The following is a 12,506-nucleotide window of genomic DNA, read 5'->3' on the forward strand; positions in this document are numbered from 1 at the left end:
GCCTCAGCCCACCAGTTCGTAGGCGGGGGTGGTGAGGAAGTCGGTGTAGTCGTCCGAGAGGCAGATGTCCGCGATGAGTTCGCTGGCCGGCTGGTAGTAGCGCCGGAACGCCTCGTCGCCGAATTCGGTGCGGAGCCGTTCGGTCTCCTCGCCCAGGATCCGCTCCACGAGTTCCTTGGTCACGGTGTTGCCAGTGTCCGCCAGGACCGACTTGTTCCGGATCTGCTGCCACACCTGGGAGCGGGGAGATTTCGGCGGTGGCGGCATCCTCCATCAGGTTGTGGATGGCCACTGCGCCGTTGCCGGAGAGCCAGACGGCGGTGTAGGCCACGGCCACGTAGAGGTTCAACCGCAGGCCGGCCTCGGTGACCTGGCCTTCGGCGGAGGAGACGTCCAGCAGTTGCTCTGCGGTGACGTTGACCTCCGGGCGCTGCTTGTCCAGCTGGTTGGGCTTGCTTCTCAGCACCGAGTCGAAGACCTCGCGGCAGGTGGGAACCAGGTCCGGGTGGGCAACCCAGGAGCCGTCGAACCCGTCGTTCGCCTCGCGGGTCTTGTCTGCCCGGACCTTCGCGAAGGCGGCCTCGGTCACCTCCGGGTGGCGGCGGTTCGGAATGACGGCCGCCATCCCGCCCATGGCGAAAGCGCCGCGCTTGTGGCAGGTCTTGACCAGCAGTTCAGTGTAGGCGCGCATGAACGGCGCGGTCATGGCCACCGAGGCGCGGTCCGGCAGGACGAACTCTTCGCCGGCGTCACGGAAGTACTTGATGAGGCTGAACAGATAGTCCCAGCGGCCGGCGTTCAGGCCGGAGGCGTGGTCCCGGAGCTCGTAGAGGATCTCGTCCATCTCGAAGGCGGCCGGAATGGTTTCGATCAGCACAGTGGCGCGGATGGTGCCCTGGTGCAGGCCCAGGAAGTCCTGCGCGAAGACGAACACGTCATTCCAGAGCCGGGCCTCGAGGTGGCTCTCCATCTTGGGCAGGTCGTCGTACGGCCCGTGCCCGTTGAGGACCAGCTGCTTGGCAACGTGGTAGAAGTGCAGGCCGAAGTCCACCAGCGCACCCACCGCGGGTTCGCCGTCGATCAGCAGGTGCTTTTCCTGCATGTGCCAGCCGCGGGGGCGGGCCACCACGACGGCGAGCGGCGCGTCGGTGCGGAGCCGGTACTCCTTGCCCTCATCGGAGGTGTAGCTCAGGGTGCCCTGCGCGGCGTCGCGGAGGTTGAGGATGGCGTCGATGACGTTGCCCCAGGTGGGGGTGCTGGCATCCTCAAGGTCCGCGAGCCACACCTTGGCGCCGGAGTTCAGGGCGTTGATGGCCATCTTTGCCGGCGACGCCGGTCCGGTCATTTCCACCCGGCGGTCCTGCAGGGCTGCCGGTGCCGGCGCGACCTTCCAGTCGCCGTCGCGCACGGTCTGGGTTTCCGGCAGGAAGTCCAGCTTTCCGGTCTCGGCGACGCGCTGCCGCTTGGCGGCGCGGGCGGCCAGCAGCTCGTTGCGGGTTCCGGCAAAGCGCTTGTGAAGCTCCTCCACGAAAGCCAGCGCCTTGGGGGTGAGGATCTCCTCGGCGCGGTTGATCGGCCGGGGATCTGTGACGGTGATGGCCATTTCTGGTCCTTTCCTATGGCTGGAAGTCGGGCGGTCAGGCGTTGGCGAGGGCGGCCACGGGAACCTCTGCGGCATCCGTGCCCTTGGTTGCCACGTTGGCGGAACGGGCGGCCGCTGCCACTGCTGCAGCCACGTCGGCGGCCACATGGGGATCGAAGACGCTGGGGATAATGTAGCTGGCATTGAGCTCGTCGTCAGCAACCCGGTTGGCGATTGCCTCGGCCGCGGCCACCAGCATCTCCGGCGTGATGTCGCTTGCCCCGGCGTCCAGCAGGCCCCGGAAGAAGCCCGGGAAGGCCAGGACGTTGTTGATCTGGTTCGGGAAGTCGCTGCGGCCGGTGGCCACCACGGCGGCGTGCTTCGACGCGATGACGGGGTCGATCTCCGGGGTGGGGTTGGCCATGGCCGAAGACGATCGCGTCCTCGGCCATGGAGGCCACCTGCTCCTCGCCAATGACGTGCGGGGCGCTGACGCCGATGAACACGTCGGCTCCCTTGAGGGCGTCGTGGAGGCTGCCGGAGAAGCCGTCCTGGTTGGTGTTCGCGGCAATCCAGGTGCGGTGTTCGTCGTCGTACTTTTTCGCCCGCGTGGATGGCGCCCGAGCGGCCGGCGGCAATGATGTGCTGAGCACCCTGGGCCTTCAGGAGCTGGATGATGGCGGAGCCGGCGGCGCCGACGCCCGAGACCACGATTTTCACCTCGGAGAGCTTCTTGCCCACCACGCGCAGGGCGTTGACAAGTGCGGCCTGGGTGACGATCGCGGTGCCGTGCTGGTCGTCGTGGAACACCGGGATGTCCAGTTCCTCGCGGAGCCGGTTCTCGATCTCGAAGCAGCGGGGAGCGGCGATGTCCTCCAGGTTGATGCCGCCGTAGACCGGCGCCATGGCCTTGGCGATCATGATGATTTCCTCGGTGTCCTGGGTGTCCAGGCAAACCGGCCAGGCGTCCACGTTGGCGAACTGCTTGAACAGCGCGGCCTTGCCCTCCATGACGGGAAGGGCGGCGGCGGGGCCGATGTTGCCCAGGCCCAGGACGGCCGAACCGTCCGTGAGGACTGCGATGGTGTTGCGCTTGACGGTCAGGTTGCGGGCCGCTGCCGGGTCCTCGGCGATGGCGAGGCAGACGCGTGCGACGCCGGGGGTGTAGGCGCGGGAAAGATCGTCGCGGTTGCGCAGGGCCACCTTGGGGACGACCTCCAGCTTGCCGCCCAGGTGCATCAGGAAGGTGCGGTCCGAGACGTGCTGGACCGTGACGCCGTCGAGCGCGTTCAGGGCGTCCTTGACCCGCGCGGCATGCGCGTCGTCGGTGGTGTTGCAGGTGACATCCACAACCAGTGTCTCGTGGTGCGACTCGCTGACGTCCAGTGCCGTGATGGCGGCGCCCGCTGCTCCGACGGCTGCGGCCAGTTCGCTGGTGGCGCTGAAGCTTGACGGTGCTTCCACGCGCAGGGTGATCGAATTTCCGGGGCTGGGGTTCGCCATTGAATGTCCTCCTGTTGGGCCGTGTCCGGGCTGCTGATCAACTCGAATGTTTTCGTATTATGGATATTATTATCTACTTTGTGGAAAGACAAGCCCTGTTTGTGACTGATCGCATCCGCGCGGCCCGTGCTGTATCTTGAAACAACTAGGGCAACTCTTTTCACGATGCGGATAAGACTTGTCGGAATCCGAGCCACAGGAGACTTGGTTATGGCTGAGAAAGCCGCCGGAGGCGTGCAGTCCGTTGAGCGCGTCTTCGAACTTCTGGAATTGATCACCGACGCCGGCGGCGACGTCACGCTCAGTGAGCTGTCCTCGTCCACGGACCTGCCGCTGCCCACCATCCACCGGCTCCTGCGCACCCTCGTGTCCCTGGGCTACATCCGGCAGCTGCCCAACCGCCGCTATGCCCTGGGCCCGCGCCTGATCCGGCTGGGCGAGGGGGCCAACAAGCAGCTCGGCGCCCTGGCCCGACCGCAGCTCAAGACCCTGGTTGACCGGCTCGGCGAGACCTCCAACATGGCGGTGCTCGATTCGGACATGGTCATCTACGTGGCGCAGGTGCCGTCCCTGCATTCCATGCGCATGTTCACCGAGGTGGGGCGCCGGGCGCATACCCACGCCACCGGCGTCGGAAAGGCCATCCTTGCCCAGCTCGACGACGACGTGGTCCGCGGCATCGTTGCCCGTGCCGGCATGCCCACGCCCACGTCCAAGAGCATCGGCGATATCGACGACCTCCTCGCTGACCTGAAGCTCATCCGCGAGCGCGGCTACTCCATTGACGAGGAAGAGCAGGAGCTCGGCGTGCGCTGCTTTGCCATGGCCGTGCCCAATGCCCCCACACCCACGGCCATTTCGGTCTCCGGCCCGGTGTCACGCGTGGACGAGCACTTCGCCGACAAGGCTGTTCCCGTCCTGCGCGAGGCGGCCGAAGCGATCTCCGCGGAGCTCAACCGCTCCTGACCATTTGATGGGTCCACGCCCGCAGGGTTCCCTGGCCGAGCTTGCGAGGTTAGGGGGCGGGTGGGGAGCGTTCGACGGCGGCCCGCACCTTTGGCGAAAAGGTGCGGGCCGCCGTCGCTTGCTTGTGGGGTCAGTGGTCGGAGGCCTTGGCGGAGGACTCGATCTTGACTTCCTTGCCGTCGCAGTCGATGAGCTTGCCGCCCTCGAAGCGGTCGCCGTCGGCCAGGCACTTCAGGTCCTCTTCGCGGACCACGCGCTCGGTGCCGGCCACGAACACGGACTGGTTCTCCGAGTTGCCGGCCTTCAGGTGGTTGAACAGCAGGTTCAGCAGGATGGCCATCACGGCGGCGGAGCTGATGCCGGAGTGGAAGATGGTGCCGAACCAGGCCGGGAACTGGTCGTAGAAGGCGGGGGCGGCAATGGGGATCATGCCGAACCCGATGGAAGCCGCCACGATGATCAGGTTCATGTTGTTCTTGTACTCCACCTTGGCCAGGGTGCGGATGCCGCTGGCTGCCACGGTTCCGAAGAGTACGACGCCGGCGCCGCCCAGGACGGGGGTGGGAACCGCTGCGACCACCCGGCCGAGGACGGGCAGCAGGCCGAGGATCACCAGGATCAGGCCGCCGGCGCTGACCACGAAGCGGCTCTTCACTCCCGTGATGGCGACCAGGCCGACGTTCTGGGCGAAGGCGCTCTGGGTGAAGGAGTTGAACAGCGGGGAGATGGCGCTGGAGAGCATGTCCGCCCGGAGGCCGTCGCCGATCCGCTTGGAGTCCACCTTGGTGCCCACGATCTCGCCCACGGCGATGATGTCAGCGGACGTTTCGGTCAGGGTGACCAGAATGACGATCAGCATTGAAATGATGGCAGCGATCTCGAAGACCGGCGGGCCGAAGGCAAACGGGGTGGGGAAGGCGACGATTTCGCCCTGGCCCACCTTGGAGAAGTCGGCCATGCCAAAGACGAAGGCGATGAGGGTGCCCAGGACCATGGCGAGCAGGATGGACAGCCGGGAGATTGCGGCGCTGCCCACCTTGCTGAGGAGCAGGACGATGGCCATGGTGGCTGCCGCGAGGCCGATGTTGGCCATGCTGCCGTAATTCGGGGCGGCCTTGTTGCCGCCCATGGCCCAGTTGGCCGCGACCGGCATCAGCGTGAGGCCGATAGTGGTGATGACCGTGCCCGTGACGACCGGCGGGAAGAACCGGATGATCTTCGAGAACAGCGGCGTGATCAGCAGGCCGATCAGCGACGCGGCGATGACCGATCCGAACACCGCCTGGATCCCGCCGCCGCCGTGGACGATGGCCACCATGGTGGAGACCCCGGCGAAGGAGACGCCCTGGACCAGCGGCAGCTGCGAGCCGAAGAACGGAACACCGACGGTCTGGAGCATGGTGGCGAGGCCGCCGACGAACAGGCAGGCCGCAATGAGCAGGCCAATGTCCTGCGAGCTCATGCCGGCCGCCGCGCCAATGATCAGGGGAGGGGCGATGATGCCGCCGTACATGGTGAGGACGTGCTGGAAGCCGTAGGCGAAGGTGCTTCCGATCGACAGCCGCTGGTCCTCGGGCCGGGCCTGCTGGGCCCCTTTACCGGCGGCCGCGGCGGCCAGTTTCTTCTTGGTGTTCATGGCAGACTTTCTGGGTTCATGGCAGACGTCATCGTCTGGCTAACTGTGTCTGGCTAACGGGGGTAAGTCTTGGGTTTCGACCGGCTCAACCACCGGTGGTTGAGCTTGTCGAAACCGGGTTTCGACCGGCTCAACCACCGGAAAATGCAGGGTCTAGCAGAAGCCGGCGATGCCCGACCAGGCTGCGGGGGCCGGGGCGGCATCCTCGCGCTGGACGGTGGCCTCGATCAGGCCGTACGGGCGGTCCGCCGCGTAGAAGACCTCGTTCGGGTTGTCCAGGCCGAACGGGGTGAGGTCCACCAGGAAGTGGTGCTTGTTGGGCATGGAGAACTTGATCTCGTCGATCTCGCTGTGGGCCTCCAGGACCTTCTGGCCCATGTCGAACAGGGTCTGCTGCAGGGCATGGGAGTACTTCTCGGTGAAGCCTTCGAGCAGGAGCCCCTTGACGTCGTCGTAGCTCTTGTTGAAGTCAAGGGTGCTGAAATCGGTGCCGGTCTTGAAGCGCCAGCGGGCGGAGACGTCCGTGGCGAGGATGCGGTCCGTGGTTTCCGGCAGGGTGGTGTAGCGGTCCCGCGGGTAGCCGACGAAGCCGGACTGGGTGGACTTCAGGACGGTCAGGTCCTTGAGCCCGGAGACCAGGTGGGTGGTGGCGCCGTCGCGGACCAGGACTGCGGTCCGGACTTCCTGGCCGTTGCGGACGAACGAGTGGTCGTGTTCGCTGCCGTGTGCCTGGATGCGGTTCCAGGCGTAGGACTCGGCCTCCCAGCGGCCGCCGGTGACCCAGTCGAAGCTGGACGTGAAGTGCTCGCCAAGGCGCAGCAGGAAGGCCTCGGGGGAGCCGACGCCGTCGCGGGCGAAGGCGTAGATGGTGTTCTTCTGGGTGTCCGTGGCCACCACGTGGGCGTTGTCGCCCTCCAGGTGGGCCGCGGTGAAGTCTCCCCGCAGCTGCGAGGTGACGTTCAGGTCCTCGATCTCGTGGCGGTTGGTGTCGCGGGTGATCTTGACGACGCGGACTTCGGCCTTGCCGTACTGGTTTTCGCCGAGGATGATCTTGCTGCTCATGGTCATTTCCCAATCTCCGGTAAGTGGAACCAAGGTTCCATCACTGAAATTAAGCGCGCGTTTCTGGCGCGTTTCCGGTGGAGCCGACCCAACAAAAAAGAGCCGGCATCCATTGATGCCAGCTCATTACGACCCTGCCTGCTGCTCCCAGGTTACGTGACGTGCGCCACGAGTTGCCTTCCAGCGTACCCCCGCAATCCGGTGGTGTACATCACAACGCCAAAATTCGTTTTGTGACCGGCGGACTCCCGGCCCGTCGCCGGAGGCATTGACGCCCCGGCGGCAACGCCCGTACTCTTTTCACAGAGCAGAATTTGCTTTCCGCGATACGAAACAGAGGAGGACCGGATGTACCAGCAGGACAAGACCGCAACAGCACCGGCACCCGCGGCCCAACCTTCCGAGCAGGAGTTCTACCTCCCGCGCGGCGGCGGCATCGATCCGGATTTCTACGTGCCCGAGGACCGGGTCCACGAGCCCAGCCGTTTCTCGCGCTGGATCCACGCGCTGCCCGGCTTCAACCGCCGCTGACGCCGTCAGGATTCCGGACGCCCGGGCCATTCCTTCCCGGCCCAGGGGTCGTAATCGGCGATGAGCTTTTCCTGCGGCGGCCGCTCCGCCTCGGGAACGTGCTGCAGGTTCACCCGCACCCGGTACCAGAGCGAGCTTGAGCCGCGCATCCCGTCCACCAGCACGTCGGCCGGGGTGAGGGAAGGGACGACGGCGGCGTGCCGGGTTTTCCATTCGTCCAGCGCCGCCAGGGCCTCCGGCTTGGTCCGGGTCCGGGCCACTTCGATCAGCGGCATTGTTGACTGCCGGCGGCCGGAGCCGTTGGCTCCCCGCGGTGCCTTCTCGGCGGGACCCAGCTCCTTGGCGAGGGCCAGCAGCCCGTCAAGGGAACCAACGGCGTCGTCGATGCCCGCGTGCGGGTCGCCGATGGCCGCGAAGCGCTCCAGGATGGTGGGCACCGTGAACTGTTCCGGCCGTGCCGACCGGACCTCATCCCAGGACAGCGGGGTGGAGACCCGCGCATCCGGCAGTGCCCGGACCGAATAGGCGGAGGCCACCGTCCGGTCCTTGGCGTTCTGGTTGAAATCCACGAACACGCTTTCGCCGCGCTCTTCCTTCCACCACCGCGCCGTGGCCAGCCCCGGCGCGCGGTTCTCGACTTCGCGGGCCAGGGTCTCGGCGGCGAGCCGCACGTCCTTGTAGGACCACTGCGGGGCGATCCGCACCAGGATGTGCAGGCCCCGCGATCCGCTGGTCTTCGGCCATCCCGCCAGCCCGACGTCGTCGAGCACCTCCTGTGCCACATAGGCGACGTCCACGATCTGCGACCAGTCCACGCCCGGCATGGGGTCCAGGTCCACCCGCAGTTCGTCGGGGTGCTCCAGGTCCTCCGCCCGGACCGGATGCGGGTTGAGGTCCAGGCAGCCCAGGTTGATGACCCAGGCCAGGCCGGCCGCGTTCCGGATGACTGCTTCCTCCGCCGACGTCCCCGATGCGTAGTGCAGCGTTGTGGTGTCTATATAAGGAGGGTGGTTTTCCGGCACGCGCTTCTGGAAGAACGGTTCCTCACCGATGCCCTTGGGAAACCGCTTGAGCACCATCGGCCGGCCGCCCGCACCCCGCAGCGCGCCGTCGGCAACCGCCAGGTAGTACCGCACCAGGTCCAGCTTGGTCAGGCCGGGTTGCGGAAACACCACCTTGTCCGGGCTGGAGATGCGGACCTCTTCACCATCGATGTCCAGGATCTCGGCCGGCGTCTTTGACGGAGTCATGCGGCCACGCTAGCAACGATGTGATCCCGCGGGATAGGCCCGTTTCGACGGTTCCCTTCGGAGACGACGTCGCCGATCATCGTGTGCGCAGGGAACCGTCGAAACGGCTGGTCGGGTCAGCCGTTGACGAGGCGCCGGGCGGCAGCCGAGTGCTCCGCGATGAGCCCGGCGATGTCCAGTCCCGGAATCTGCCCGTCCACCACGCGCCACTGCCCGCCCACCATCACGCGGTCGGCCCGGTCCGCGGCGCACAGGAGCAGCGCGGCCACGGGATCGTGGCTGCCGGAGAACCGCAGGTCATCCAGGGTGAACAGGGCCAGGTCCGCCTCCATCCCCGGAGCCAGCTGGCCCAGCCCCGTCCGGCCCAGGACTGCGGCTGAACCGCGCGTCGCCCAGCTTAGGGCCCGCTCCACCGGGACGTCCGCGCCGTACAGGAGCCGCTGGAGGTACAGCGCCTGCCGGGCTTCCAGGATCATGTTCGAGGCATCGTTCGACGCCGAGCCGTCCACACCCAGCCCCACCGGGACACCCGCGTCCTCGAGTTCCAGGACGCGGGCCGTGCCCGAGGCCAGGCGCATGTTGGAGGTGGGGCAGTGCGCGACGGCGGTCCCGGCCGCCCCGAGCCTGCTGATCTCGGCGTCGCTGAAGTGGATGCCGTGGCCCAGCCAGGTGCGGTCCGTCAGCCAGCCGACGCTGTCCAGGTAGTCGACGGTCCGCAGCCCGAACATCTCCCGGCAGAAGTCCTCCTCGTCGAGGGTTTCGGCCAGGTGGGTGTGCAGCCGGACGTCCAGGCGCTCCGCGAGCGCCGCACTTTCGGCCATGATTTCCTTGGTCACCGAGAAGGGCGAGCAAGGGGCCAGTCCGATCTGGATCACCGCGTCCTCCCCCCGCTCGTGGTACCGGCCCACCAGGCGCTCGCTGTCCTCCAGCACCACCTCCGGGGCCTGCACCGTTGACTGCGGCGGCAGGCCGCCGTCGTCCGTCCCCAGGGTCATGGAGCCGCGCGTGAGCGTTGCCCGCATCCCCAGCCGGCGGACTGCCGCCACCTCGATATCGATGGCATCCTCCAGCCCCGCAGGGAAGAGGTAATGGTGGTCGGCGGCGGTGGTGCAGCCGGAGAGCAGCAGCTCCGCGAGGGCCACCGTGGCGGCGAGCTCAAGGTCCCTGGGAGTGAGCCGTGCCCAGACGGGGTACAGGTTCTGCAGCCAGGGGAAGAGCGGGGCGTTGGCCACCGGGCCCCAGGCGCGCGTGAGGGTTTGGTAGAAGTGGTGGTGCGTGTTGATGAGGCCGGGCAGCAGGACGTGCCGGCCGGCGTCGAAGACCTCCTGGACCGGCCCGCACGGCTGCTGGCCCGCGGCCAGCACTTCCTGGATCACGCCGCCGCTGACCACCAGTCCGCCCGAGGCGTCGAGGCTGTTCGCGGTAAAGGCTGCCAGGGGATTCCGGATCCAGAGCCGGGAACTGTGGGCAGGGGGGTGGTTCATGGGCTGTCCTTGTCTGAGCGCAGTTGCAGTAAATCCAGCTCAGTGAAGCCCTGTCTGCTGATCCAGGGGCCGCGCCGGGCTGCTCGAGGCGGACGGTGCGGGTGGGATCAGAGTAGGTGCCGCCCGAAGCCCGTCAACGCCGCCGGATTGTGACTGCGCCAGGTTCCGCCGCAGTGAACCGCAGGAAACATAGATTTCACATTGCGGAATAAAGTTTTCAGAAAACTATGGCGCGGACCACAAACCGGTGCTAATCTCGATTCTGCCAAAGGCGGGCACCCGGTCTCCGGGAAGCTATCTACCAGGCGCAACTTAACCTTCACAGCACATGCTGAAGCCTGGTAACCGTCGCACCTGGTTCTACTGGTACTGCAAGCGGCACCGGGCTTCCCGGCAAAAGGAAGTCGCATCATGAGTACCACCGTCACGGCCGAGCAGTTCCTGGCCAGATCCATCCGGCTGGCAACGGCCAACGTCCTCAACAGCGGCGGGCCCTTCGGCGCCATGATCGTCACCGCGGACGGCAAAACGTTCGACGGCGTCAACCGCGTCACCGCGGACAACGATCCCACGGCCCACGCCGAAGTCACCGCAATCCGCACGGCCTGCCGCGAGCTCGGCACCTTCGACCTCAGCGGCGCCGTCCTCTACACCAGCTGCGAGCCATGCCCCATGTGCCTGGCATCGGCGCTCTGGGCCCGCGTGGAGCGGGTGGTGTACGCCGCAGACCGGCACGACGCCGCATCCGTCGGCTTCGACGACGCCGTCTTCTACGAATACTTCAACAACCAGGACAGGGATTCCCTGATGCCGGTTTCCAAGCTCGAACTGGGCGACCCCCAGGCACCGGCCCCGCTGGAACCGTTCAATACCTGGAACACGCTCGACTCCAGGATCGACTACTAGGCCCGGCGGCTCACCATGACCATCCTGGATTCCTCCCACGAGGAGCATTCGGCTCCAACACCCCACACCTCCCGGCCGGCACCGCGTTCCCCAAGCCGCCGGCCTCCACCTCCCTCCTTGACCGCTTCTTCCACATCACGCAGCGCGGCTCAACGCTGGCGCGTGAATTCCGCGGCGGCCTGGTCACGTTCTTCACCATGGCGTACATCGTCATCCTGAACCCCCTCATCCTGGGCGGCTTCAGCGCGGACAACGCCCCAACCGACGTGGCCGGGGGCTGGCTCTCCGCAGCGCAGGTCGGGGCGGTCACCGGCCTCACCGCCGGCGTCATGACCATCCTGTTCGGCCTGGTGGCGAACCTTCCGTTCGGCCTCGCCGCAGGACTCGGCATCAACTCGTTCCTGGCCGTCTCCGTGATCCAGGAAGTCACCTGGGCCGAGGCAATGGGCCTGGTCGTGATCAACGGCATCCTGATCGTGCTCTTCGGCGTCACCGGCGCCCGTACCGCCATCTTCCGGGCCGTCCCCAAGGAACTGAAGGCCGCCATCACCGTGGGCATCGGCCTGTTCATCGCCTTCATCGGCTTCGTGGACTCCGGCTTTGTCCGGCCCACCGCCGGCGGGCCGCCCGTGCAGCTGGGCGACGGCGGCTCCATCACCTCCGTGCCCACGCTCGTGTTCGTCGTCGGCCTGCTCAGCATGGGCATCCTGGTGGCGCGCAAGGTCCAGGGCGGGCTCCTCATCGGCATCGTGGGCACCACCGTGCTCGCCGCCGTCGTCGAAGCCGTCTTCAAGATCGGCCCGGCCAGCGCCACCAACCCCGGCGGCTGGCACCTGAACACCCCGGTCCTCTCCGGGCAGCTGGTATCCGCCCCGGACCTGGGCCTGGTGGGCCAGTTCGACCTCTTCGGCTCGTTCGCCCGGATCGGCGGACTCGCGGCCACCATGCTGGTGTTCACCCTGGTCTTCACCAACTTCTTCGACGCCATGGGCACCATGACCGGCCTGGCCAAGAGCGCCGGGGTGGCCCACAAGGACGGGACGTTCCCGCGGCTCAAGTCGGCCTTCATCGTCGAAGGCTTCGGCGCGGTGGCCGGCGGTGCAACCTCCGGCTCGTCCAACACCGTCTACATCGACTCCGCGGCCGGCATCGGCGAAGGCGCCCGCACCGGCCTGGCATCGGTGGTCACGGGCGTGCTGTTCCTCGGCTCGATGTTCCTCACCCCGCTCACCAGCGTGGTTCCGCTTGAGGTGGCCGCCGCTGCCCTGGTGGTGGTGGGCGCCATGATGATGGCCCAGATCCGCGAGATCAAGTTCAGCAAGTTCAGCGTGGCGCTGCCGGCGTTCCTCACCATCGTGACCATGCCGCTGAGCTACTCCATCGCCAACGGCATCGGCGTCGGCTTCGTCAGCTGGGCCATCATCGGCGCGGCATCCGGCAAGGCCAAGAAGATCCACCCGCTGATGTGGGCGGTCAGCGCCGGGTTCCTGGTGTACTTCGCCCGCGGACCCATCAACGTCCTGCTCGGCGGCTGACCTGCCGCTTTCCCGGCCGTTCGGGACATCCGCACCCGCTACCCGGGTGCG

7 protein-coding genes and 3 pseudogenes are annotated in these 12,506 nt (G+C 67.0%); 4 read left to right on the forward strand and 6 right to left on the reverse strand.

The features are described from left to right. Positions 1–3 precede the first annotated feature (3 nt). Positions 4–1,603, reverse strand: a pseudogene (gene aceB, locus ACPEE0_RS02245) (malate synthase A). A gap of 34 nt (positions 1,604–1,637) precedes the next feature. Next, positions 1,638–3,085 (reverse strand): annotated as a pseudogene (locus tag ACPEE0_RS02250) (NAD-dependent malic enzyme). A 210-nt stretch (positions 3,086–3,295) separates the two neighbouring features. On the opposite strand from ACPEE0_RS02250, the gene ACPEE0_RS02255 reads away from it, so the two are divergent. After that, positions 3,296–4,051, forward strand: coding sequence for an IclR family transcriptional regulator (locus tag ACPEE0_RS02255; RefSeq protein ID WP_009358498.1), 756 nt, complete (start codon positions 3,296–3,298; stop codon positions 4,049–4,051). Between the two features lie 130 nt (positions 4,052–4,181). Here ACPEE0_RS02255 and ACPEE0_RS02260 read toward each other — a convergent pair whose 3' ends face one another. After that, entirely contained in the window at positions 4,182–5,687 is a 1,506-nt protein-coding gene (locus tag ACPEE0_RS02260; RefSeq protein WP_424573813.1) for a nucleobase:cation symporter-2 family protein, read from the reverse strand. Positions 5,688–5,840: 153 nt separating this feature from the next. Then, positions 5,841–6,755 carry a factor-independent urate hydroxylase gene (gene pucL, locus ACPEE0_RS02265; RefSeq protein ID WP_205753942.1) on the reverse strand — a complete coding sequence of 305 codons (915 nt, stop codon included), beginning with the start codon at positions 6,753–6,755 and terminating at the stop codon, positions 5,841–5,843. 342 nt (positions 6,756–7,097) lie between these two features. On the opposite strand from pucL, the gene ACPEE0_RS02270 reads away from it, so the two are divergent. Then, on the forward strand, positions 7,098–7,280 hold the full coding sequence (locus ACPEE0_RS02270) for a hypothetical protein (RefSeq protein WP_009358496.1): 183 nt from the start codon (positions 7,098–7,100) through the stop codon (positions 7,278–7,280). Between the two features lie 5 nt (positions 7,281–7,285). Here ACPEE0_RS02270 and ligD read toward each other — a convergent pair whose 3' ends face one another. Together ligD and ACPEE0_RS02280 are read right to left on the reverse strand one after the other, a co-directional pair. Then, positions 7,286–8,530 carry a non-homologous end-joining DNA ligase gene (gene ligD, locus ACPEE0_RS02275; RefSeq protein ID WP_009358495.1) on the reverse strand — a complete coding sequence of 415 codons (1,245 nt, stop codon included), beginning with the start codon at positions 8,528–8,530 and terminating at the stop codon, positions 7,286–7,288. Between the two features lie 116 nt (positions 8,531–8,646). Continuing rightward, entirely contained in the window at positions 8,647–10,014 is a 1,368-nt protein-coding gene (locus ACPEE0_RS02280) for an 8-oxoguanine deaminase (protein WP_407710060.1), read from the reverse strand. 411 nt (positions 10,015–10,425) lie between these two features. Here ACPEE0_RS02280 and ACPEE0_RS02285 point away from each other — a divergent pair, with 411 nt between their 5' ends. After that, complete coding sequence (locus ACPEE0_RS02285; RefSeq protein WP_009358494.1) at positions 10,426–10,920, forward strand: nucleoside deaminase; 495 nt, start codon at positions 10,426–10,428, stop codon at positions 10,918–10,920. A gap of 15 nt (positions 10,921–10,935) precedes the next feature. After that, a pseudogene (locus ACPEE0_RS02290) lies at positions 10,936–12,455 on the forward strand (NCS2 family permease). Positions 12,456–12,506: the final 51 nt, after the last annotated feature.

It is taken from the genome of Arthrobacter sp. SD76 (genome assembly GCF_049726125.1).
In the GTDB taxonomy this organism is placed as follows: domain Bacteria; phylum Actinomycetota; class Actinomycetes; order Actinomycetales; family Micrococcaceae; genus Arthrobacter; species Arthrobacter nitrophenolicus.